This is a genomic window from Stenotrophomonas acidaminiphila (assembly GCA_002951995.1).
In the GTDB taxonomy this organism is placed as follows: Bacteria; Pseudomonadota; Gammaproteobacteria; order Xanthomonadales; family Xanthomonadaceae; genus Stenotrophomonas; species Stenotrophomonas acidaminiphila_A.
Genome location: CP019797.1, coordinates 3,360,870 through 3,383,578 on the forward strand (window position 1 = coordinate 3,360,870; position 22,709 = coordinate 3,383,578).

Below are 22,709 nucleotides of genomic sequence, written 5' to 3' on the forward strand. Positions count from 1 at the left end.
GCGCGCCCTTGACCCAAGGGGGCGCTTCGTTGGTCGCAGATGGCGCCAGGCCGTCGCGTTGCAGGAGCAGGGCAGGGGCACGCCGAGGCTCAGTCGAGCGGGTTGCGCTCCAGGAAGGCCCGCACCGCCGGCACGATGACGACGTGCTTGTCTTCGAGCACGTAGTGGTTGGCGTCCTCGAAGGCCATCACTTCGGCCTGCGGCAACGCCTTGCGGAAGCCGGCAAGGAAGTGGTGGTCGAAGCAGATGTCGCGCAGGCCCCAGGCGATGAATGCCGGGCGGTCGGCGAAGGACGGCAGCGCCGCGGCGGCGCGCTCCAGCAGCGGCCAGGCCTTGTCGGCGGGGGACAGCGGGATGTCCTGCATGAAACGGATGGTGGCGATGCGGTTGGCCCAGCTGTCATAGGGCGCCACGTAGGCGCGGCGCACGTCGGCCGGCATGCGCCGCGACACGCCCAGCCACGAGGCGCCGGCCGAGAACGCATTGAAGGTGCGGATGAACCACTCGCCCGGTTTCCAGTGCCGGCCCATGGCGATCTGCCACGGCATCGGCTTCTCCGCCGGCAGCGGGAACGCCGCGGTGTTGGTGATGACCAGCCGCCTGACCTGGGCATGGTGGGCCAGCGCCCAGCCGAAGCCGATCATGCCGCCCCAGTCATGCACCGCCAGCGTCACCGGGCCGCGGATGCCGAGGTGGTCGAGCAGCGCGGTGAGGTCGTCCACCCGCGACTGCAGGGTGTAGTCGTAGCGGCTGTCGTCCGGTTTGTCGGACAGGCCCATGCCGATGTGGTCGGGGACGATGCAGCGATATTTATCGCTCAGGCCGTTGACCAGGTGCCGCCACAGGTAGCTCCACGACGGATTGCCGTGCAGCATCACGACCACCTCGCCGTCGCGCGGGCCTTCGTCGATGTAGTTCATCGACAGGCCGGGGCGGACATCGAAACGGTGGCGGGTGGCGGGGTAACCGGGAAAGTTCAAGCGCGGACCTGTCTGGATCGGATACGTCCGCCGCGGACGCTGCCGGCGGCGGACGATGGACGGATGGCCCGTTGCGGGCGCGTCAGATTGTCGTGCCAAACCGCCGGATTGACCAGTTCGGACGCGCCGCTCAGCCGCAGCTCGTCTTGAACGACGCCGACGAGGCGGACCCGATCGACAGCAGGATCACCCGGCAACTCTGCCCGGCCGCGCTCTGGTAGGCGATGGAATCCCCGCTTTTCAGCCACCTGGTCTGGTCGTCCTGCCCACCCGCGCTGATGCTGACCTGGGCGCTGGAGGAGCGGATCATCTGCACGCCCAGCACCGACGACGCGTCCAGCGCCATCCCCGTGTTCTCGGACAGGATGATGTCGTAACCGCCCTGGACCCCCGACTGCCGGCCGGCCACCTGCGACAGCCGCTCGTTCTCCTGCCTGGCCAGCGACAGCTGGGCGAACAGGCCCGCGTTCATGGCCTTCATCTCCCCGACCGCCCCCTTCACCTCGGCCAGCGCCGCGCGTCCGCCGCCGTCCACCGAACTGCCGAGCGCGCCCAGGCTGTCCTGCAGTTTCTTGAACGCGGCGTCCTGGTCTTCCTTCATGCGCACCAGATAGGCGTCCGGATCGCGGAACTTGTCGCGCACATGGCCATAGGCCTCGCTGCCCGCCACGCCCACCGCGAGCAGGGCCAGCGCCACCAGCGTGCGCTTGACCGGTTCGCCCTTGCTCGCGCTGTCGCGTTGTCCCCAGTACCAGCCCAGCGCGCGCCGGACCATCCCCTGCCGTGCCGGCGGATCGCTCTTCTCCACCGCAGCACCCTTGTCGTTGTCCCTTTTTTTTTTCCATGACGCCCCCTGATGGCTCGATAGCGCGAAGCCGGCAAGCGCGCTTCGCGCTCCGAGCATAATCCAGGCACAGGCGTACCGCCCGCGCATGCCTCCAGCCATGGGAGAGGAAGAAGGACATGCACGACTTCGATGCGCTGATGGCACGCATCCGCGCCTGCCGGCTCTGCCAGGCGCAGTTGCCGCTGGGCTGCCGTCCGGTGCTGCAGGCCTCGCCGGGCACGCGCCTGCTGATCGTCAGCCAGGCGCCGGGGCGCAAGGTGCACGAGACCGGCATTCCCTTCAACGATCCCAGCGGCGAGCGCCTGCGCGGCTGGCTGGGGATCGACTGGCCGACGTTCTACGACGCCGCCAGGGTCGCCATCGTGCCGATGGGCTTCTGCTTCCCCGGCACCGGCAGCAACGGCGACCTGCCGCCGCGCCCCGAATGCGCCCCCACGTGGCATCCGCAGTTGCTGCCACGGCTGGAACAACTGCGCCTCACGCTGGCGATCGGCCAGTACGCACAGGCCGGCCTGCTCGGCGACCGACGCGGCCGCACGCTCACCGGGACCGTGCAGGCCTGGCGCCAGCACCTGCAGCGCGGCGTGCTGCCGCTGCCCCACCCCAGCCCGCGCAACCGGCTGTGGCTGGTGCGCAACCCGTGGTTCGAAAGCGACCTGCTGCCGGTACTGCGCGCGCGGGTGGCCGACGCGCTGGCCGGCTGAGCCGGCCGAGCACCGCGATCCCCATGCCGACCAGCGCCGGATACAGCTAAAGCGGAACGTCGCGCCTGCCGGCCCGATCCGCTGCGATCCGCGCGGATGCGGGATCCAGGCCCGCAGCGACTACCATGCACGCCCACCCCACCGAGCGGCCGCCATGTCCACGCCTCCCAGTTTCCTCGACGACCACCAGATCGAACGGCTGTCCAGCCTGCTCGAACAGCGCGCGGTGCCCTTCAAGGGCCTCAACCTCGAAGCGCTGGACGGCTTCCTGTCGGCCCTGGTCGTCGCGCCGGTGGCTGCACCGCCGGGCCAATGGCAGCCGCAGGTCTGGGGCGGCCAGGCACCGCGCTGGAACGACGAGGACGAAGCCCTGCAGGTACAGGACCTGCTGATGGGCCACTGGAACATGTGCGCCGCGCGCGCGCGGTTCGAGGGCGACGACCTGCCCGACCATCTCGCGCCGCTGATGTGGTTGCCGGAGGACCCGGAGCAGGCCGAGGAAGCCCTGGACGAATCCGAGCTGGATGTCGGCCGGGACTGGGCGATGGGCTTTTTCACCGCGGTCATGCTGCATGAAGCGCAATGGGACGCGTGGCTGGACGAACACGCATGGATCGAGGAGATCTTCGACCTGCTCGACCAGCTGGCCAGCGGCGAACGGATCGATCCGGAGAACCCCGACGCCCCGCCGGCCAGGGTCAGCTATCGCGAACGCCTGGATATCTGCATGGAACTGCCGGCGATGCTGGCCGACCTCAACCACCACCGCGTGGATACCCTGACCCGCGCGTGCCGATCCGCCGCGACGCCGGACCCGGCCGCAACGACGACTGCCCCTGCGGCAGCGGAAAGAAATACAAGAAGTGCTGCGGGCTGAACTGAGCGCGCCCGGCAAGCCTGCCCAGCCGGTCGCTGCCGGGCGACGGAGCCACGACCAGCCCGGACGCGGGACACCGGGCCGGGGATCGCGCCACGCGCTCCCGCCCCGGTAGTGCGGGCCGCGGGCCCCGCCTCCGCCAGGCGCCTGGCTGGCGCCGACCTGCGCGGCGGGTGCTGTCACGTAAAACGCCCGCAAGTGCGGCTTGCGGGCGTTTCAGGGGCTCACACCGGTACGGCCGGGCGGGCCATTGCGGCAACGCAGCCGCTGGCTTACCAGACCACCTCGGCCATGGTGCAGTTCAGGCCCGAGCCGATGCCCATCAGCGCCACGCGGTCGCCCTTCTTCAGCTTGCCCAGCTGGCGCAGCTTGCTCAGCACGATCGGCACCGACGCCGGGCCCACGTTGCCGTGCTCGCCGAAGATGGTCATCACCTTCTTCGGGTCGATGCCGAACGCCTTGATGAAGGCGTTGGTATGCGGCTGGCTGACTTGGTGGATGACGAACTGGTCGATCTCGTCCACCGCCCAGCCCAGCGCCTGGCGGGTGGCCTCGAAGGTCTTGGTGGCCAGCTTGATGCCTTCGATCAGCAGCAGCCGGGTGTCGGTGACCATGCGGTCCAGGTTGCCCACGCACAGCTTGTTCCACTGGTTGGCCGCGCGGGTCACGCCGCCCTTGTAGCGCGGCGCGTCGGGCACCAGCTCGGCGCGGGCCAGCACCATGGCGGCGGCACCGGAGCCGGTGGTCAGCGCGGCGAACTCGTCGCGCAGCTGCTGCGCGGTGACGTCGGGCGCGCTCATCCGCTCCAGGGTCTTTTCATAGACCAGGTTGGAGCTTTCGCCGTCGACGATCAGCGCATAGTCGATGTCGCCGCGCTCGATCATGCGCGCGGCCACGTCCATGCCGTTGATGAAGGCCAGGCAGGCGTTGGCGATGTCGAAGGTGACGCAGTCCTCGCCGATGCCCAGGTTGCCCGAGACGATCGACGCGGTGGACGGCTCCAGGTAGTCGCGGCTGACCGAGGTGTTGACCAGCAGGCCGATACGGTCCGGCGACACGCCGGCGTCCTCCAGCGCCTTGCGCCCGGCCAGGGTGGCCGCGTCGGACGCCTGCGTACCCGGGTCCCACAGGCGGCGCGCATGGATGCCGGCGACATCGCCCAGCATGTCCGCACGGATGCCCAGACGGTCCAGCGTCGGCTGCAGACGCTCGTTGATTTCCTTGGAGGTCAGGGTATGCGGCGCGTCGACATGCGCCAGTCCCGCGATGGAGACATTCTGGAAGGGCATCGGAAGGCGCCAGGACTCAGGCGAAGGGGGCGCCATTCTAGCGGCTGCCCGGGTTTGACGCATCTTTAACGGTTTGCGGCCGCTGCGTATGGGGAGCGGACCGGCACCCGATCGGCCCGATGCCCGGCAGCGGGCGTGCTTCCGGGCGCCGCGTACGCCGGTGGCGGCCCCGCCCAACGCGGGCGGGCGACGCTGGCGCGGGCCCGCGCGCGTCGCGTCAGCGGCACTGCCAGGCGGCGTAGCGCTGGCTGCCGTCGGCCGGCGCGGCCAGGGCCTGGATCGCGTTGGCACCGGCACTGGGCGCCTCGTTGCGCGCCAGGGTTTCCAGCTCTTCCTGCACGCGCAGCGGGTTGCGGTTGTAGAAGCCGACCTTGCTCTTGACCGAGACCACGATCTCGCCCTTGGCCACGCAGCCCGGCGCCACCGGACCGGCCGGCAGCACGCGCACCGCCTTGCCACCGCTTTCGATCGGCACCCAGGTGCAGGCGGCGGTGCTGGCAATCAGGGCGGTAAGGAGCAGAGCGCGCATGGACAGGTCCTTGTTGGAATCGGAACGGATTGTGCCGGGTATGGATGAATCGGTGATGATCCGCGGCCCGCTCCCGGGGGAGCGGGCCGCGATGGTGCTGCATCACTTGGCGGCCGGCACCGGGTTGCCGTCGCTGTCGATCACGGTCACCTCGCCCAGGCCCAACGCACGCACCGGTGCCTCGGTCTGCTTGAGGTCGCCGACCACCACCCAGGTCAGCCGCGCCGGGTCCAGCGTCCGCGCCGCTTCGGCCACCTGCGCCGGGGTCATCGCCTCGATCTCGGCCTTGCGCTTGAACACGTAGTCGTCCGGGCGCTGGTAGCGCACGATGCCGCCGATGGTGTTCATCACCGCCGAGGCGGTCTCGTAGGCGCCCGGCAGGCTCAGCGTCTGGATGTTGCGGATGCGGGCGACTTCGTCCGTCGTCGGCGGCCGCTGGCCGCTGGCGAACTGGCTGATCTCGGCCTGCATTTCCTTCATCGCGTCGCCGGTCTTGTCGATCTGCACCGGCGCCACCGCCATCCACGGCCGCTGCCCCAGCGCGCCGCTGGCGCTGGAACGGGCACCGTAGGACCAGTGCTTGTCCTCGCGCAGGTTCATGTTCAGGCGCGAGGTGAAATCGCCGCCCAGCACGCCGTTGGCGATGTCGAAACGGGTCGCCCCGGCGTCCATGGTGGAGGGCACCACCTGGCCGGCGAACAGGTTGGCCTGCACCGCGCCGGGCTGGTCGATCAGGTACACGCGGGCCTTGTCCGGGCGCGCGACCGCAGCCGGTGCGGCCACCTTGGGCGCCGGGCCCTCGCCCTTCCAGTCGCCGAGCTGGCGGTCCAGCAGCGGCACGATCTCCTTCAGCGTGGTGTCGCCGACCACGACCAGGGTGGCGTTCTCCGGGCGCACCCAGTCCTTGTGGAAGGACAGCAGGTCGTCGCGGCCCAGCGCCTGGATCGCCGCCTCGTCGCCGCTGCCGGTGAACGGGATGGCGTACGGATGGCCCTTGCCGTACAGCAGCGGCGGCAACACCCGCATCGCCACCGCGTTCGGGTTGACCTTCTCCTGCTTGATGCCGGCGATCCAGGTGGCCTTGATGCGGTCGATCTCGCTCTGGTCGAAGCGCGGCGCGCGCAGCGCGTCGGCATACAGCGCCAGCGACGGCGCCAGGTTCTCCTTCAGTGCCGACAGGTAGACATTGGCGCCGTCGAGCGAGGCGCCGGCGCCGATGCGCGCACCCAGCGCGTCGGCGGCATCGGCGAAGGCCAGCGAGCCGAGCTTGCCGGCGCCTTCGTCGAGCATGCCCATGGTGAAGTTGGCGGTGCCCGGCTTGCGGCCCTGGTCGGCGGTGAATCCGCCCGGGAACTCGTAGCTGAACTGCACCACCGGGATGTCATGGCGTTCGGCCAGCACCACCCGCGTGCCGTTCTTCAGCGTGGCACGCTGCAGCTGCGGGAACTTCAGCTCCGGGAAGGTCGCGGTCTGCGGCACGCCGGCGCTGCGGTCCACCTGCGAGGGCAGCACGCGGTACTTGGGGTCGACCGCCGGCACGTTGAACGGCGCGGGCTTGCCCGAGGGCAGCTCGGCCAGCGCCACGCGCTCGCCCGGCTCGACCACCAGGGTGTGGTCGCCCACCCCCAGCCACTTGGCGCCGACCGCCTTGAGGTCGGCGACGCTGGCGTTCTGGATGTTGGACAGCGAGGCGCGGAAGCAGCCCGGGTCGCCCTCGTACACGGCGCACTCGGCCAGCGCATCGGCCTTGCCGCCGAAGCCGCCGATGCGCTCGATGCCGCGGATGAAGCCGGCACGGAACGCGGTCTTGGCGCGCGCCAGCTCCTCGGCGCTGGGGCCGTCGGCCACCAGCCGCTTCAGTTCCTCGTCGATGACCGCCTCGACCTTGGCCGGGTCCACGCCCTGCTTGACCGTGGCCATGATGATGAAGTTCGAGCCCAGCTGCGACGGGCCGACCATGGTGCCGATGTTGTCCACCAGCTTGTCCTGGTGCAGCAGCCGCTGGTCCAGGCGCGAGGACTTGGCGCCACCGAGCACCTGCGCGAACAGCTGCAGCTGGTCGATGTCGGTGGTGCCGACCTGGGCCACGTTCCAGGCGCGGTAGATGCGTGCCTGCGGCACCTTGTCGGTCATCACCTCGCGGGTGGAGGCGGCGCGCTTGGCCACGTCCACCTTCGGCTGGGCCATGGTCGGGCCGGCCGGGATGTCGCCGAAGTAACGGGCGACCTTTTCCTTGGCGGTGGCCACGTCGATGTCGCCGGCCAGCACCAGCACCGCGTTGTTCGGACCGTACCAGGTGCGGAACCAGGTCTTGACGTCTTCCAGCGAGGCGGCGTTGAGGTCGTTCATCGAACCGATCACGCCGTGGTGGTACGGATGGCCGGCCGGGTACAGCGCACGGGTCAGCTTGTCCCACACCTGGCCATAGGGCTGGTTCTCGCCCTGGCGCTTCTCGTTCTGCACCACGCCGCGCTGCTCGTCGAGCGCGGCCTGGTCGATCGCGCCGAGCAGGTGGCCCATGCGGTCGGACTCCATCCACAGCGCCATGTCCAGGGCGGTGGTGGGCACGTTCTGGAAGTAGTTGGTGCGGTCGGTGTTGGTGGTGCCGTTCTGGTCGGTGGCGCCGACCTGCTTGAAGGGCTCGAAGAACTCGCCGTGGTGGTTCTCGCTGCCCTGGAACATCAGGTGCTCGAACAGGTGGGCGAAACCGGTGCGGCCGGACGGCTCGTCCTTGGCGCCGACGTGGTACCAGATGTTGACCGCCACGATCGGCGCCTTGCGGTCGGTGTGCACCACCACGCGCAGGCCGTTGGGCAGGGTGAACTCCTCGAACGGGATGTCCACGGCCGTGGCCGGGGCGGGTGCCTTGGCGGCGGCCGGCAGGGGCAGGCCGGCGAATCCGCCCAGGGCAAGGCCGAGCGCGGTGGCGAGAAGCGCGGTCCGGGGTGTTGCTGCGTTCATCCCACTTTCCTTGAGCAATGAATATGAACGCCGATCCTAACCGCCCGGGCCGGCCGGCCGCATACGCCATGGGTCATGGGGGGTGATCGGCACGGGGGCGGTCCTGTCGCGCCGCGTCTCCCATCCGCGCGGCCTGCGTGGGTCATGACCGCTGCGGCATTCACGGCCGCGCGGATGTCCGCGGACGCCGGTCACCGGCGCCGCCGTCCGGACAGCGGACACCGCGCATCGACATAAAACACATAGTAATCAACAAGATAAATGTGGCACGTATCCTGCTTCATGGTTACCTGCAGCGCAGCCGGATCAACCAAAACATGACTGGGCGCTGAACAAATCAACGGAAAGCAAAAAATCACTTGCGCCCCGAGATTTGGTGTACTACCTTACTACCACACCACCGCTCAAACACACCAAACAGGCCCGCCATGAACACCAAATCCATCGCCATCGCCTTCGCGCTTGCCGCCGGCTTCGCCACCTCCGCGCATGCCTCCAACATCGTCACCCTGGAAACCGTGCAGGTGCGTCCGTCCGCCGACCAGCTGGCCCAGGCCGAGCACGAACGTTCCAGCGCCATCCCGACCCTGTCGTCGGTGCAGGTGCGCCCGACCGCCGGCCAGATCGTCGAACTGGCCGCCGAGCAGGCCGCCGCCCAGCTGGCCGCACACACCCCGGTGGCGATCGGCGCCAGCATCGGCCAGTGGATGGTCTCGTTGCCGGCCATCACCGTCCGCCCGGACGCCCAGCAGGTCAAGGCGCTGGCTACCGAGCTGGCCAGCGATACCCTGGGCCAGGTCGCCAACGGGATGGTCGCCAAGTGAGTCGTCATCGCGATCCGGACCTGTCCGTGCCACGGCGGTACCCGGCACGCGGCACCGCTTCGCCCGCGGCAGGCTGCAGCGGCGCGGACAGGTCCTAGCCGGATTGCCACGGCGTAAACTGCGCCGATGACCGTCGCCCCCGTTTTCCATGTACTGCTGTACCAGCCCGAGATCCCGCCCAATACCGGCAACGTGATCCGGCTCTGCGCCAACACCGGCGCGCGGCTCCACCTGATCGAACCGCTCGGCTTCGACCTCAGCGACAGGCAGCTCAAGCGGGCCGGCCTGGATTACCACGAATACGCGCGCCTGCAGGTCCATCCGGACCTGGACACCGCGCTGGCGCGGATCGCGCCCAGCCGCCTGTTCGCCATGAGTACCCGCGCCAGCGTGCGCTACGACACGGTGCGCTTTGCCGACGGCGACGCCTTCCTGTTCGGCCCGGAAACGCGCGGCCTGCCACAGGCACTGCTCGACGCCCTGCCCGCCGGCCATCGCCTGCGCCTGCCGATGCAGCCGGACAACCGCAGCCTCAACCTGTCCAACTCGGTCGCCGTGGTGGTGTTCGAGGCCTGGCGCCAGCACGGCTTCGCCGGCGGCCAGTAACCGCAGCGCCCGGCAACGACGAAAGGCGGCGCCGCTCCGGTATGCTCGCCGGTCCCGCATACCCATGCGCCAATCAATGGAAGGATCAATGCAGCGCATCGCAATTGCCATCGGGCTGATCGGCCTGGTGGCCCTGGGCCCGCTCCGCGCCTCGGCGAACCCGGTCATCGACACCACCCGGCCCACGGCCGCGCAGATCGAGCGCATCCAGGCCGAGCTGGCCGGACACAAGATCTACAGCGAACTGAAACCGGCCGACCATGCGCAGGTGGTCAATGCGCTGTCGCGCATCCAGGAAAAGCTGGGCAGCGACGGCGTCCTGTCCGGCCTGCATCCGGCCGCGCAGGCGGACGTGGTCAACGACCAGGAACTGGTCAACACCCTGCTTGCCAAGGCCAGGGCGGACAGCCGCCTGGTGTGCCGCCGGGAAATGCCAACCGGCAGCAATCGCCCGCAGACCATCTGCATGACGGTCGCCGAACGCGCCGCCGCGCGCGAGCGCAGCAAGGACGTCATGCGCAAGACCGGCATCAGCCGGCCGGAAATAATTCCCTGACCCCGGGTGGCGGCGGACTCACCCGCCGCCCACCACGCCCGCCGCCCGCAACGCCCGCAGGCGGACGGCATCGAGCGACAGCACCTCTTCGAGCACCTGCGCGGTGTGCTGCCCCAGCACCGGGGCGGCCTGCCGGTACTGCAGTGGCGTAGCCGAGAACCGCACCGGGTTGCGCACCCCCGGCACGCTGCCGCCCGCCGCATGCGGCAGGTCGATGCGCAGTCCGCGCGCGCAGACCTGTGGATCGTCGAAGACCTGGTCGATGCGGTTGACCGGGCTGGCCGGCACCTGCGCCCGTTCCAGCTCCTGCAGCCATTCGCCGGCGCTGCGCGTGCGCAGCCGCTGCTGCAGCAGCGGCACCAGTACGGCGCGATGCGCCACCCGCCCGCTGTTGGTCGCATAGCGGGCATCGGCGGCCAGCTCCGGGGTGCCGATCACCGCGCACAGGCGCGCGAACTGCGCGTCGTTGCCCACCGCCAGCATGAAATGGCCATCGGCCGCCGGCATCACCTGGTACGGCACGATGTTCGGATGCGCGGTGCCCTGGCGGCCCGGCACCTGGCCGCCGACCAGCCAGTTGGACGCCTGGTTGGCCAGCCACGCCACCTGCGTGTCCAGCAGCGCCAGGTCGATCTGCTGGCCCTGGCCGGTGCGTTCGGCATGGCGCAGCGCCGCCAGGATCGCGGTGGCCGCGTACATGCCGGTCATCAGGTCGGTCGCGGCCACGCCCACCTTCTGCGGGCCACCGCCGGGCGCGTCGTCGGGTTCACCGGTCACGCTCATCAATCCGCCGATGGCCTGGATGGCGGCGTCGTAGCCGGCGCGCCGCGCGTAAGGCCCGTCCTGGCCGTAACCGGTGATCGAGCAGTACACCAGCGCCGGGTTGTGCGCGCGCAGGCTGGCGTAGTCCAGCCCGTACTTCGCCAGCCCGCCGACCTTGTAGTTTTCCACCAGTACCTGGCAGCGCGCGGCCAGCGCGCGGATCAGCGCCTGCCCCTGCGGCTGGGTGAAGTCGATGGCGACCGAACGCTTGCCGCGGTTGGCGCACAGGTAGTACGCCGACTCGGCGGTGTCGTTGCCCGCGGCGTCCCTGAGGAACGGCGGCCCCCAGCCACGGGTGTCGTCGCCCACGCCCGGGCGCTCGACCTTGATGACATCGGCGCCGAAATCGGCCAGCACCTGGGTGGCCCACGGCCCGGCCAGGATGCGCGACAGGTCGAGCACGCGCACGCCGTCGAGCAGGTTCATCGCGGTGTTCCCCATTGCGCCCCGGAAGCGCGGCTTCCGGGGCGTCCAGCGTTCGTCGCGATACCGCTCAGAACGCGTTGATGCCGGTCAGTTCGCGGCCGACCACCAGCTGGTGCACGGTTTCGGTGCCTTCATAGGTGATCACCGACTCCAGGTTCAGCGCATGGCGGATGGCCGCGTGCTCGGTGGTGATGCCGGCGCCGCCCAGCAGGTCGCGGCACTCGCGGGCGATGTCGATGGCCAGGCGGCAGTTGTTCCACTTGGCCAGCGACACCTGCTGCGGCTGCATTTCCCCGGCATCCTTCAGGCGGCCCAGCTGCAGCACCAGCAGCTGGCCGGCGGTGATGCGCCGGGCCATGTCGGCCATCTTGATCTGCGCGCTCTGGGTGGCCGCCACCGGACGCCCGAACAGGATGCGCTCCTTGGTGTAGGCCAGCACTTCGTCCAGGCAGGCGATGGCCGCGCCGATCGGGCCCCAGGTGATGCCGTAGCGGGCCTGGGTCAGGCAGCCCAGCGGGCCCTTGAGCCCCTTGACGTTGGGCAGCCGGTTGGCGTCGGGTACGCGCACGTTGTCGAAGAACAGCGCGCCCGTCACCGAGGCGCGCAGGCTCATCTTGTGCTTGATCTCCTGCGCGGTGAAGCCCGGGGTGCCCTTCTCGATGACGAAGCCCTGCACGCCCTCGTCGGTGTTGGCCCAGACGATGGCGATGTCGGCCACCGAGCCGTTGGTGATCCACATCTTGGAGCCGTTGATGATCCAGTCACCGCCGTCCTTGACCGCGCGGGTCTTCATGCTGGCCGGGTCCGAGCCGCCATGCGCCTCGGTCAGGCCGAAGCAGCCGATGACCTTGCCGCGCGCCATGTCCGGCAGCCAGCGCATGCGCTGCTCTTCCGAGCCGTAGGCGTAGATCGGGTACATGCACAGCGAGCTCTGCACCGAGACGAAGCTGCGCAGGCCGGAATCGCCGCGCTCCAGCTCCTGGCAGATCAGGCCGTAGCTGACGCCATTGAGGCCGGCGCCGCCGTACTGCTCCGGCAGCGTGCTGCCCAGCAGGCCCATGTCGGCGATCTCGGGATCAGCTCGTCGGGGAAGCGGCCCTGGTCGAAACAGTCGCCGATGATCGGCAGCACGCGTTCGTCGGTGAAGCGGGCAACGGAGTCCTGCACGGCGCGCTCTTCCTCGCTCAGCAGCGAACGCACATCGAACAGGTCGAAGGGGTTGAGGGTCTTCAAAGTCATTGCTGTCTCGGAAAGTGCCATCACGGCCGGGAAGGTGGATGAATAAGGTAGTCCATCCGCACGGGGAAAGTCGCTGCGAGCGCACGTGGACCCGGGGCTGGCCGCCGCCGGCGGCCCGGCAACGGCCTCCATACTGCCCCGCCGGGCGCGGGCCGGCCCAACCAACGGAACAGGCACGGCACGCGGCCGACGCGGTATGGTGTCGCCCTTTCCGCCCTCCGAAGCCCGCCGATGCCCGCCAATCCGTCCGTCGCCGCCCCGGCTCCGCCGTCGCAGAAACTGGAACGCGCGCTCAAACCGCGCCAGCTGATCATGATGGGCCTGGGCAGCGCGATCGGCGCCGGCCTGTTCCTGGGCTCGGGGTGGGCATCCACGCCGCCGGCCCGGCGGTGCTGCTGTCCTACCTGGTCGCCGGCACGCTGGTGATCATCATGATGCACGCCATGGGCGAAATGGCCGCCGCGCGCCCGGCCAGCGGCGCGTTCTCGGTGTATGCCGCCGACGCGCTGGGCGCCACCGCCGGCGCCACCATCGGCTGGCTGTGGTGGGTGCAGCTGGTGATCGTGATCGCGGCCGAGTCGGTCGGCGCCGCCGGCCTGCTGGCCACGCTGTGGCCGCAGCTGTCGGTGCCGCTGACCTCGCTGGCATTCATGGTGGCCTTCACCGTCATCAACCTGATGGGCGTGCGCAACTACGGCGAGTTCGAATTCTGGTTCGCCATCCTCAAGGTCGCCGCGATCGTCGCCTTCATCGTGATCGGCATCGCGCTGCTGTGCGGGCTGCTGCCCGGCGTGCCCTCGCCCGGCCTGTCCAACCTGTTCGGGCATGGCGGCTTCGCGCCCAATGGCCTGGCCGGCATCGGCGCGGCACTGCTGGTGGTGGTGTTCGCCTTCGGCGGCACCGAGATCGTGGCCGTCGCCGCGGCCGAGACCCAGGACCCGGAACGCAGCCTGGCGCGCGCGATCCGCACCGTGGCCTGGCGCATCCTGGTGTTCTACATCGGCTCGATCGGGGTGATCATCGCGGTGGTGCCGTGGACCAGCGAATCGCTGAAGTCGCCGTTCGCGGCGGTGCTGCAGGTCGCCAACATCCCCGGCGCGGCCACCGCCATCACCCTGATCGCGGTGATCGCCCTGCTGTCGGCGCTCAACGCCAATCTCTACGGCGCCTCGCGCATGATCCATTCGCTGGCGGCGCGCGGCGAGGCGCCACGCGGGCTGGCCCGGGTCAGCCGCCGCCAGGTTCCGGTGCTGGCGGTGCTGGCCAGCGTGCTGTTCGGCTTCGCCGCCACCGTGCTGGAGCTGCTGTATCCGGACCGGGTGCTGCCGGTGCTGCTGAACGTGGTCGGCTCCACCTGCCTGCTGGTGTGGACCATCACCCTGGTCTCGCAGCTGGTGCTGCGGCGCCGCGCCGAGCGCCTGGGCACGCCGCTGCCGTTCCGCATGGCCGGCTTCCCCTACCTGACGGTACTGGCGCTGGCGATCCTGGTGCTGATCTTCGCGCTGCTGCTGTCGGCGCCCGAGACCCGCCTGCAGTTCCTGTCGATGGCCGCCCTGACCGCCGCCATCGCCGTGTTCAACGCGCTGGCGCGGCGCTTCCGCAGCGGCTGACGACGCCACCGGGACCGCGCAAACCAGGCCCGTCCAGGCCAGGCTTGTATTGGCGCGCGGGGGCGGCAGGCTCCGCCCATCCGAGACCCGCGCCATGCCCCCGCCCGATCCCCGTGTCGACGCCTACATCGCCCGCGCCGCCGCCTTCGCGCAGCCGATCCTGCATGAGATCCGCCAGCGCGTGCACGCGGCCTGCCCCGGGGTGGAAGAAGCCATCAGATGGGGCATGCCGGCCTTCCTGCACCGTGGCCGGCTGCTGTGCGGAATGGCCGCGTTCAAGGCGCACGCCGCGCTGAACCTGTGGGCGCGGGACGCCGGGGACAGCGGTGCCGGCGGCGGCATGGGCCAGTACGGGCGGCTGCGCTCGGTGGCCGACCTGCCCGCCAGGCGCGGGTTCGCCGCCCAGCTGCGCCAGGCCATGCAGCGCATCGAGGGCGGCGCGCCCGTCCTCAAGCGCGCGCCGCGGCCGCCGCTACCCATGCTGCCGGCGTTCGCCCAGGCGCTGGCCGCGGCGCCACAGGCCAGGGCCACGTTCGACGGCTTCGCGCCCGGCGCCCGCCGCGATTACCTGGAATGGATCGGCCAGGCCAGGCGCGAAACCACCCGCCAGCAGCGCATCGCCCAGGCCATCGAATGGCTGGCCCAGGGCAAGCGCCGCCACTGGAAACACGAAAGGCATTGACGCCGGCCCCGCCAACGATTCCACTTGCCCCGAAAGTACGACACGACTCCCCACGCAACGCCATGACCGACCTCGAAGACCTCATCCAGCGCGCCATAGACCCGTCATCCGTCAAGCTGGAAGGCACCCTCACCAATCCCCCTTCCTTCGGCGTCTACCTGGTCCAGGACACCGACAACGACAGCCAGCACTACCGGTTCGGCAGCCACCCGGTGCGCATGCAGGAGCTGGAGGACAGGTTCGGCGGCTGCGAGCTGGAATACCTGTTCCTGTCGCGCGAGGACGCCGCGGCAGTGACCTCGGCGCTGAACAAGCGCGAGGAATGAAGCACGCCCTTCGCGGCGCCGCGCCGGTGCCGCCGAAGCGGCGCCGGCACGCGGCCGGCGGCGTCAGCCGATCACCCGCCTGAACGGCGGCAGCGCGTCGATGATGCGCTTGCCGTAGCGGCGCGTGAGCAGCCGCGAATCGAGGATGACCACGCGCCCGGTATCGGTGGAGGTGCGGATCAGGCGCCCGGCGAACTGGGTCAGCGTGCGCAGCGCATGCGGGATCGCGATCAGGTTGAAGGAATTCAACCCGCGGCTCTCGAACCACTCGCTCAACGTCGAGGTCTGCGGATCGGTCGGCACCGCGAACGGCACCTGGGTGATGACCACCGTGGTACAGGCCTCGCCCGGCAGGTCAAGGCCCTCGCCGAAGGAATTGAGCCCGAACAGCACCGAGCCCTCGCCGGCGGCGGTGCGGCGCAGGTGCTCGTCGATCATCTTCTGCTTGGCGCCTTCGCCCTGCACCAGCACCTTCCGGCGCAGCGTGGCCGGCATCAGCTCGGCCACCTTCTCCATCTTCCAGCGCGAGGTGAACAGCACGATGCTGCCCTTGTCCCAGTCCAGCTCGGCGGCCAGGTACTTCGCCACCTCCCTCGGGTGGCGCTCGCGGTCGTCCGGCGTCACCGGGAACGGCGGCACCACCAACTGCGCCTGGTTGGGCAGGTCGAACGGCGAGGCCAGCGACACCATTTCCGCCTCGGCCGGAATGCCGTTGTCGATGGCCAGCGCCTGGAAATCGCCGCCGCCGGTGAGCGTGGCCGAGGTCATCACCACCGAATCCACTTCGTCCCACAACAGCTTGCGCAGCACCATCGCCGCCGACACCGGCGAGCAGTGCAGCACATGTTCGCCGTCGCGGGTCAGGGTGATCCAGCGCGCCATCGGCGGCTGGCCTTCCTTGTCCTCGCGGCGCCAGCCGGCCCACAGGTCGTACTGCTGCTGGATCATCTCCAGTGCCATGCCCAGGCTGCGCTGCAGGCGCTCGTGGGCGGCGTCCTCGGGCTTGCCCTTGGCCACTTGCGCGGCCGCGGCCGTGGCCCAGTTGAGCAGGGTCCGGGTCTCGTCGGCCAGTTCCTCGACCGGCTGCCGCCACGCCTCCGGCAGGCGGCCGTTGGCGGCGCGCCACAGCGGCTCGCGTTCGTCCGCTGCCGGCGTCCACACCTGCGCGATGCCGTCGGCGAACGCCTTGAGCAGCTTGGCCACGCGCGCCGCGGCGTCGATCGCCTCGTTCGGCAGCAGGTTGCCGATCCTGTCCTTGTCCACCGCACGGTAGGCGCCGGCGATGATGATCTGCAGGCGCCCGGTGCGCCGCGCCATGTCGTCCAGCGGCAGGCTGGCCGCGCCCTGGTCGATGGCGACGTTGCCGATGTGGTGGCCTTCGTCCAGCACCAGCAGCATGTCGGCGGGCGCGGCGATCAGCGGCTGGCCGTTGTCGGATTCGCCGATGGACAGCGCCGACAGCAGCAGCGCGTGGTTGGTCACCACGATCTGCGCCTCGCGCACCTCGTTGCGCGCGCGCAGCACCGGGCACTGGGTCGAATAGGCACAGCGGCGCCCGGCGCAGCCCGAGGCCGGGGTAGTGATGCGCAGGCGCAGGCCGGGCGTGACCGCCTCCGGTGCGTTGTCCAGGTCGCCGTTCCAGCGCCCTTCGATGAAAGCGCGCATCAGCTTGCCGGCCACGTCCATTTCGATCGGCGCCAGCGGCCGCTCGTAGAGCAGCACTTCGTCGCCGAACATGCCCTCCTGCGCGCCCTCGCCCTGCGCTTCGGCGGCATTGCGCGTGCACAGGTAGCGGGTGCGGCCCTTGGCCAGCGCCACCGTGGCCTGCAGGCCGGTGGCCTTGAGGAAACTGGGAATGTCGCGCTCGACCAGCTGCGACTGCAGCGCCACCGTGCCGGTGCTGATCACCAGCTTCTTCTTCGAGGCCAGCGCGATGGGCACGCCGGCGGTCAGGTAGCCCAGGCTCTTGCCGACCCCGGTCGGCGCCTCGACCACGCCCACGCCACCGCTGGCCAGCGCGCGCGAGACCACGCCGATCATCTGGCTCTGCGAGCGCCGCGTGCTGAAGCCGGGCGTGTTGGCCTGCAGCTTCGCGTAGGCGTCGCGGATGGCCGTCTTCACTTCCTCGGTCAACGCACGCGGCGCTTCCACTTTCTCCGTCACGCCGACCTGCCGCCTGCTACCTTCATACCCGGCATTTTCCCATACCGGCGCGGCACATGCCCCGTAGGTGCCGGGCTTGCCCGGCACGGGGGCTTCAACGGCGCAGCTTCATGCGGGGCAAGCCCCGCATCTACGGCAGGGCATGGATTCCGGCAGGAAACACGCCGCCCCCGGCCATGGATTTCGGTATGAAACACCCCGACCCCGACACGCGCCCGTAGGTGCCGGGCTTGCCCGGCACAGGGCTTTGCCCGGCACGGGTTCGCGGCCATGCGTGGCAGCTCAGGCTTTCGCCGGCCCGCGCAGGGCCCTGGCCAGCGCCCAGGCCAGCAGCACGAAGCCGCCGGCTTCCAGCAGCGACACCGCGAAGTGGCCGACGCCCAGCGCGGTATTGAGCGCGGCGATGCCATCGAAGTTGCCCGCGGCGATCAGCAGCAGCGGCAACACCGCCAGCACCGCGCCGGACAGCGTGCTCGCCATCAGGATCGCCAGCGCCCACAGCGCGGCGCTGCGCGCCACCGCCTTCGGCGCCCCCAGCAGCAGGACCAGTGCCACGCCCAGCGCGATCATCACCGGCAGGCGGTAGCCCACCGATACCAGCAGCGAGCCCAGCAATTGCGTCTGGTCCACGCCGCTCAGTCCGCGGTGACCAGGGTGGCGGCGCGTGCGCGCAGCGCGGCGTAGACCGCGTCGGTCTCCGGGCGCACCCCGTGCCACTGCTGGAAGCTCTCCGCCGCCTGCTCCACCAGCATGCCCAGGCCATCGAACTCATTGCGGCACCCGGCCGCGCGGGCCCAGGCCAGGAACGGGATCGCCGCCTCGCCGTAGTTCAGGTCGACCGCGGTGGTCAGGCTGTTGACCAGCGACAGCGGCAGGGTGAAGGCCTCACCCTCGCCCTGGCCGGCCGAGGTGGCGTTGATGATCAGCTCGAAGTCGCCCTGCTCGCGCAGTGCGTCCCAATAGGCCGAGATGACGCGGCCCGGTTCGCTCATCGCGTCCACCAGCGCATCGGCGCGCTCCGGGGTGCGGTTGGCCACCACCAGTTCGAGGATGCCGGCGTCGAGCAGCGCGGGGGCCACGCCGCGCGCGGCGCCACCGGCGCCGAGCAGCAGCACGCGGCGACCGCGCAGGTCCAGCCCGTTGCGGCCGGTGAGGTCGCGCACCAGGCCGATGCCGTCGGTGTTGTCGCCATGCCAGCGCTCGCCCTTGCGCAGCAGGGTGTTGACCGCGCCGGCACGCTGCGCGCGCGAAGTGGTGGTGGCGCACAGCGCGAACGCCGCTTCCTTGTGCGGCAGGGTCACGTTGGCGCCCACCCCGCCGTCGGCGGCGAACGCGTCCAGCGCCGCGGTGAAATCCTGCGCGGTGGCATCGATGGCGCGGTAATCGATCTCGATCCCCTGCGCCCTGGCGAAGGCGGCGTGGATGTGCGGCGACTGCGAATGGGCGATGGGGTGGCCAAAGACGGCGTAGCGGGCGACGCTCATGGTGATCCTCTGCATGACCTAGACTGGCGCGATCCCTGGCTTGCGGAACCTCCATGCGGACCCGATCGCTGCTGCTCGCGCTGTCCATGAGTCTACTCTTTGCACCGCGGGTGACGGCACTGGCGGAGTTCGGCATCGAAGGCATCGGCGTGGTGTCCACCCGTGCCGACGAGCTGCGCGCCACGCGCTCGGCCGATGGCCGGCGCCTGGTCTGGGCCAGCAACCGCGACGGTGGCGCCGGCGGCTGGGACCTGTGGCAGGCCACCTGGCAGGACGCGCGCTGGAGCGACCCGCGCCCGCTGCCACTGGACACCGCGGCCGATGAGGTCGATCCGTTCCTGGATGCCGCCGGCCGCTGGCTGTACTTCGCCTCCGACCGCAAGGGCGGCCATGGCGGCTTCGACCTGTACCGCGCGGCGCTGCGCGACGACGGCGGCTTCGGCCCGGCGCAGAACCTGGGCGCGGCCATCAATGGCGCCGACCACGAACGCTCGCCGGCCGTGCACGACCACGACGGCAGCCTGCTGCTGGCCAGCGACCGCGCGGGCGGCGCCGGCGGCTGGGACCTGTGGCGCGCGCACCGTGCCGGCGACGGGTTCGCCGCGCCGCAGCCGATGACCGGCCTCAACGGTGCCGACGACGAACTGGACGGCGCTTGGCTGGCCGGTGGGCGCGCGGTGGTGTTCGCACGCGGCAAGGGCGAAAGGCGCGCGCAGCTGCAGCTGTCGCACTGCCACCAGGGACAGTGGAGCGCGGCGCAACCGCTGGCGCTGTCGTTCAACAGCGCCGAGGGCGATACCCGGGCGGCGCTGGTCGACGCCAGTACCCCGGGCGAACTGCTGGTCAGCGGCCATGCGCGCGCGCCGCGTGCCGGCGGCTTCGACCTGTACCGGATGCGGGCGCCGGCCAGCGACGGCAGCGGCGACTGCCGCTAGCGGGAGCCAACGCGCCGGCACCGCGCATGCGTCGTGCGGCGCGCGGCGGTGAGGACGGTCAAGGTTCATGCGGGGCAAGCCCCGCATCTACGCAGTGCATGGATTGGGGCAGCAGGCCCCGTAGGTGCCGGGCTCGCCCGGCACGGGCCTCACCGGGAAAGCCACCTGCGCGGCAAGCCCCGCCTCTACGGTTGGGAGTCGCTACCGGGAGCCGGGTTGCCGGCAAGCACTTCGGCGCGCCGCCGCTCGTACTCCACTTCACCGATGCGCCCGGCCTGCCGCAGGCCGGCCAGTTCGCGCAGCTGTGCCTCGACCTCCGGTGGCAGCGGTGATTGCCGCTGCAGCCGTTGCGCGGCCGACGGCAGCTCCGGCGGTCGCCGCGCGGCGCGGACAACCGCGGCGATCACCAACCCGATCACCACCGCGAACGCGGTCACCCCGACCACCCACACCACCCATTGCCAGGGCTGCATGCCGGGCGCGTCCATCAGCCTTCCCGCAGCCAGCGCGCGATCTGCGGCGCGTAGTAGGTCAGCACGCCGTCGGCACCGGCGCGCTTGAAGCCGATCATGGTTTCCATCACGCAGCGGCGCTCGTCCAGCCAGCCATTGGCCGCGGCCGCCTTGAGCATCGCGTACTCGCCGCTGACGTGGTAGGCGAAGGTCGGCACGCCGAACTCCTGCTTCACCCGGTACACCACGTCCAGGTACGGCATGCCCGGCTTGACCATCACCATGTCCGCGCCTTCGTCCAGGTCCAGCGCGATCTCGCGCAGCGCCTCGTCGCTGTTGGCCGGGTCCATCTGGTAGGTGTGCTTGTCGGCCTTGCCCAGGTTGCCGGCGCTGCCCAGCGCATCGCGGAACGGGCCGTAGAAGGCCGAGGCGTACTTGGCCGAATAGGCCATGATGCGGGTGTGGATGTGGCCGGCGTCGTCCAGCGCCTGGCGGATCGCGCCGATGCGCCCGTCCATCATGTCCGAGGGCGAGACGATGTCCACGCCGGCCTCGGCATGCGACAGCGACTGCTTCACCAGGGCATCGACGGTGACGTCGTTGAGCACGTAGCCGCGGTCGTCGATGATGCCATCTTGGCCGTGCACGGTGAACGGGTCCAGGGCCACGTCGGTCATCACCCCCAGCTCGGGGAAGCGCTGCTTGAGCGCGCGCACCGCACGCTGCGCCAGCCCGTCGGGGTTCCAGGCCTCGGCGGCGTCGAGCGACTTGCACGACGGGTCGACCACCGGGAACAGGTCGATCACCGGCACCCCCAGTTCCAGCGCCTGCTCGGCCTCGCGCAGCAGTTCGTCGATGGACAGGCGCTCCACGCCCGGCATCGATGCCACCGGCGCGCGGCCGGCCAGCTCGTGCACGAACACCGGCCAGATCAGGTCGTCGGCGGTGAAGGTGTTCTCGCGCATCAGCCGGCGCGAGAAGGCATCGTGGCGCATGCGGCGCGGGCGGTAACGGGGGTGGAACATGGTGGGACTCCGGGATGGGGGGAATGGCTATTGCAGCAGGTAGCCCTGCGGTTGCAGCGGTTCGGGCAGCGGGTGCTCGCCCAGTGCGTCGAGCACGTCGATCTCGAGGGTGCGCACCATGGCGTCCAGCGGCAGGTCGTTGGGTTCCAGGCCGAACGGCTCTTCCAGCTCCTCGCCGAGCTGGTCCAGGCCGAAGAACGCGTAGGCCAGCAGCATCGACACCACCGGCGTGGCCCAGCCGAGCGCGCCAGCCAGGCCGAACGGCAGCAGCACGCAGAACAGCCACGCGCAGCGGTGCAGCAGCAGGGTGTAGGCGAACGGCAGTGGCGTGCCGGCGATGCGCTCGCACGCCGCCTGCACCGAGGACAGCGCATGCAGCCGCTGTTCGAAGCAGGCGTACAGGTAAGGGTCGAGGCGGCCGGCGCGCAGCGGCACCGCCAGTTCGGCGGCGACCAGCGCCAGCAGGCCGTCGGGGATGTTCTGCCGCTGCAGCAGCGCCTGCTGCCCCGGCGCCAGCCACGGCGCGGCCGCGGCGGCGGCGTCGCGGCCGCGCAGGCGCGCGGCCAGGGCATGGGCAAAACCGACCAGCAGCCGCGACACCCGCCGGCGCAGCGGCGCGTCGTCGGCCAGCAGCGCGTTGGCCTGGCGCACGAAGCTGCGGGTCTCGACCAGCAGCTGCCCCCACTGCTTTCGGCCTTCCCACCAGCGCTCGTGGCAGGCGTTGTTGCGGAAGCTCAGGAAGATCGACAGCACCAGCCCCAGCAGGGTGAACGGCGCCACCGCCAGGCCATTGGCGGCGAATGGATGATGCAGCTTGGCCAGCAGTGCCACGGCCACCGCCAGCACCCCGATCGCCAGCACCCGCGGGGCGATGGCCGGCACGATCGAACCGCGCAGGATGTACAGCAGCTGCCAGCCGCGGGGCGGGGTCGGATGATCATCGGTGGGGGTCGCGCCGGCTGCGGGCCCTGGGCGCCGGATCGTCAGCCGGCAGGGTCCACCATTCTACGCCCCGCGGTCAGACCAGGCCGCCACCCAGGCCCAGGCGGATCACCCCGACCACGATCACCACCACGTTGAGCAGCAGCCCGGCCTTGGCGCGGCCGCGGTTGCCCTCACGGGTGAACAGCAGGCCGATGGCGGCGATGACCGCGCCGACCGCGGCGAACGGGATCAGGAACCAGTTGCCCCAGCCCAGCAGCGGGATGAAGGCCAACACCATCCACAGCAGCGCCACGATGCCCCAGACTAGGCTGATCAGTCCCATGTCGTTCCCTCCGCTGGTTGATGCGCGCAAGATAGCCCGGAAATCCCCGCGATCAAACGTTCCACGCGGTTCGCGGCCGATTCACGCGGGCGCGCCGATGATCCC

At 70.5% G+C, this 22,709-nt stretch carries 19 protein-coding genes and 4 pseudogenes; 9 read left to right on the plus strand and 14 right to left on the minus strand.

Features of this window, described 5'->3' with window-relative positions; translation table 11 throughout:
* Nucleotides 1-89: 89 nt before the first annotated feature.
* Together B1L07_15045 and B1L07_15050 are read right to left on the minus strand one after the other, a co-directional pair.
* Nucleotides 90-980 carry an alpha/beta hydrolase gene (locus tag B1L07_15045; GenBank protein ID AUZ56184.1) on the minus strand — a complete coding sequence of 297 codons (891 nt, stop codon included), beginning with the start codon at nucleotides 978-980 and terminating at the stop codon, nucleotides 90-92.
* 130 nt (nucleotides 981-1,110) lie between these two features.
* Nucleotides 1,111-1,755: a hypothetical protein gene (locus B1L07_15050; GenBank protein ID AUZ56185.1), complete on the minus strand. Its 645-nt coding sequence runs from the start codon at nucleotides 1,753-1,755 to the stop codon at nucleotides 1,111-1,113.
* A 188-nt stretch (nucleotides 1,756-1,943) separates the two neighbouring features.
* Between B1L07_15050 and B1L07_15055 the strand changes: the two genes are divergently transcribed.
* Both B1L07_15055 and B1L07_15060 read left to right on the plus strand, forming a co-directional pair.
* The gene (locus tag B1L07_15055; protein ID AUZ56186.1) at nucleotides 1,944-2,531 is read left to right on the plus strand and encodes a uracil-DNA glycosylase; all 588 of its coding nucleotides are present in this window, start codon (nucleotides 1,944-1,946) and stop codon (nucleotides 2,529-2,531) included.
* A 154-nt stretch (nucleotides 2,532-2,685) separates the two neighbouring features.
* Nucleotides 2,686-3,413 (plus strand): annotated as a pseudogene (locus B1L07_15060) (hypothetical protein).
* Nucleotides 3,414-3,680: 267 nt separating this feature from the next.
* On the opposite strand, the gene B1L07_15065 reads toward B1L07_15060, so the two are convergent.
* From B1L07_15065 to B1L07_15075, 3 genes are all read right to left on the minus strand, one after another.
* On the minus strand, nucleotides 3,681-4,697 hold the full coding sequence (locus B1L07_15065) for a 3-oxoacyl-ACP synthase III (protein ID AUZ56187.1): 1,017 nt from the start codon (nucleotides 4,695-4,697) through the stop codon (nucleotides 3,681-3,683).
* 217 nt (nucleotides 4,698-4,914) lie between these two features.
* Complete coding sequence (locus B1L07_15070) at nucleotides 4,915-5,226, minus strand: hypothetical protein (GenBank protein AUZ56188.1); 312 nt, start codon at nucleotides 5,224-5,226, stop codon at nucleotides 4,915-4,917.
* A 102-nt stretch (nucleotides 5,227-5,328) separates the two neighbouring features.
* Nucleotides 5,329-8,187, minus strand: a complete 2,859-nt coding sequence (locus B1L07_15075) for a peptidase M16 (protein AUZ56189.1) — start codon at nucleotides 8,185-8,187, stop codon at nucleotides 5,329-5,331.
* A 428-nt stretch (nucleotides 8,188-8,615) separates the two neighbouring features.
* Between B1L07_15075 and B1L07_15080 the strand changes: the two genes are divergently transcribed.
* The 3 genes from B1L07_15080 to B1L07_15090 all read left to right on the plus strand — a co-directional run bounded on the left by B1L07_15080 (nucleotide 8,616) and on the right by B1L07_15090 (nucleotide 10,173).
* Nucleotides 8,616-9,011 (plus strand): hypothetical protein, encoded by a 396-nt coding sequence (locus tag B1L07_15080; GenBank protein ID AUZ56190.1) that lies wholly within the window; start codon nucleotides 8,616-8,618, stop codon nucleotides 9,009-9,011.
* A 126-nt stretch (nucleotides 9,012-9,137) separates the two neighbouring features.
* A complete protein-coding gene (locus B1L07_15085) occupies nucleotides 9,138-9,617 on the plus strand; it encodes a tRNA (uridine(34)/cytosine(34)/5-carboxymethylaminomethyluridine(34)-2'-O)-methyltransferase TrmL (protein ID AUZ56191.1) in 480 nt (159 codons plus the stop codon).
* A gap of 88 nt (nucleotides 9,618-9,705) precedes the next feature.
* Nucleotides 9,706-10,173: a hypothetical protein gene (locus tag B1L07_15090; GenBank protein ID AUZ56192.1), complete on the plus strand. Its 468-nt coding sequence runs from the start codon at nucleotides 9,706-9,708 to the stop codon at nucleotides 10,171-10,173.
* Nucleotides 10,174-10,191: 18 nt separating this feature from the next.
* Here B1L07_15090 and B1L07_15095 read toward each other — a convergent pair whose 3' ends face one another.
* Both B1L07_15095 and B1L07_15100 read right to left on the minus strand, forming a co-directional pair.
* On the minus strand, nucleotides 10,192-11,421 hold the full coding sequence (locus B1L07_15095) for a CoA transferase (protein AUZ56633.1): 1,230 nt from the start codon (nucleotides 11,419-11,421) through the stop codon (nucleotides 10,192-10,194).
* 67 nt (nucleotides 11,422-11,488) lie between these two features.
* Nucleotides 11,489-12,660: pseudogene (locus tag B1L07_15100) on the minus strand (acyl-CoA dehydrogenase).
* Nucleotides 12,661-12,891: 231 nt separating this feature from the next.
* Between B1L07_15100 and B1L07_15105 the strand changes: the two are divergent.
* The 3 genes and pseudogenes from B1L07_15105 (at nucleotide 12,892) to B1L07_15115 (ending at nucleotide 15,278) form a co-directional block, all read left to right on the plus strand.
* A pseudogene (locus tag B1L07_15105) lies at nucleotides 12,892-14,270 on the plus strand (amino acid transporter).
* 94 nt (nucleotides 14,271-14,364) lie between these two features.
* Nucleotides 14,365-14,952: a hypothetical protein gene (locus B1L07_15110; protein ID AUZ56193.1), complete on the plus strand. Its 588-nt coding sequence runs from the start codon at nucleotides 14,365-14,367 to the stop codon at nucleotides 14,950-14,952.
* A gap of 62 nt (nucleotides 14,953-15,014) precedes the next feature.
* Nucleotides 15,015-15,278, plus strand: a complete 264-nt coding sequence (locus B1L07_15115; GenBank protein ID AUZ56194.1) for a hypothetical protein — start codon at nucleotides 15,015-15,017, stop codon at nucleotides 15,276-15,278.
* Nucleotides 15,279-15,341: 63 nt separating this feature from the next.
* Here the strand turns inward: B1L07_15115 and B1L07_15120 are convergent, their stop codons facing one another.
* The 3 genes from B1L07_15120 to B1L07_15130 all read right to left on the minus strand — a co-directional run bounded on the left by B1L07_15120 (nucleotide 15,342) and on the right by B1L07_15130 (nucleotide 18,925).
* Nucleotides 15,342-17,441: an ATP-dependent DNA helicase DinG gene (locus B1L07_15120; GenBank protein ID AUZ56195.1), complete on the minus strand. Its 2,100-nt coding sequence runs from the start codon at nucleotides 17,439-17,441 to the stop codon at nucleotides 15,342-15,344.
* Between the two features lie 282 nt (nucleotides 17,442-17,723).
* Nucleotides 17,724-18,071, minus strand: coding sequence for a hypothetical protein (locus B1L07_15125; GenBank protein AUZ56196.1), 348 nt, complete (start codon nucleotides 18,069-18,071; stop codon nucleotides 17,724-17,726).
* A 5-nt stretch (nucleotides 18,072-18,076) separates the two neighbouring features.
* Nucleotides 18,077-18,925, minus strand: coding sequence for a shikimate dehydrogenase (locus tag B1L07_15130; GenBank protein ID AUZ56634.1), 849 nt, complete (start codon nucleotides 18,923-18,925; stop codon nucleotides 18,077-18,079).
* 53 nt (nucleotides 18,926-18,978) lie between these two features.
* Here B1L07_15130 and B1L07_15135 point away from each other — a divergent pair, with 53 nt between their 5' ends.
* A complete protein-coding gene (locus tag B1L07_15135; protein AUZ56197.1) occupies nucleotides 18,979-19,860 on the plus strand; it encodes a TolB-like protein in 882 nt (293 codons plus the stop codon).
* 185 nt (nucleotides 19,861-20,045) lie between these two features.
* On the opposite strand, the gene B1L07_15140 is transcribed toward B1L07_15135, so the two are convergent.
* The 4 genes and pseudogenes from B1L07_15140 to B1L07_15155 all read right to left on the minus strand — a co-directional run bounded on the left by B1L07_15140 (nucleotide 20,046) and on the right by B1L07_15155 (nucleotide 22,604).
* Nucleotides 20,046-20,333 (minus strand): hypothetical protein, encoded by a 288-nt coding sequence (locus tag B1L07_15140; GenBank protein ID AUZ56635.1) that lies wholly within the window; start codon nucleotides 20,331-20,333, stop codon nucleotides 20,046-20,048.
* A 14-nt stretch (nucleotides 20,334-20,347) separates the two neighbouring features.
* Nucleotides 20,348-21,337, minus strand: a complete 990-nt coding sequence (locus tag B1L07_15145; protein AUZ56198.1) for a porphobilinogen synthase — start codon at nucleotides 21,335-21,337, stop codon at nucleotides 20,348-20,350.
* Between the two features lie 27 nt (nucleotides 21,338-21,364).
* Nucleotides 21,365-22,278, minus strand: a pseudogene (locus tag B1L07_15150) (bestrophin).
* Between the two features lie 77 nt (nucleotides 22,279-22,355).
* The gene (locus B1L07_15155) at nucleotides 22,356-22,604 is read right to left on the minus strand and encodes a hypothetical protein (GenBank protein AUZ56199.1); all 249 of its coding nucleotides are present in this window, start codon (nucleotides 22,602-22,604) and stop codon (nucleotides 22,356-22,358) included.
* Nucleotides 22,605-22,709 lie beyond the last annotated feature (105 nt).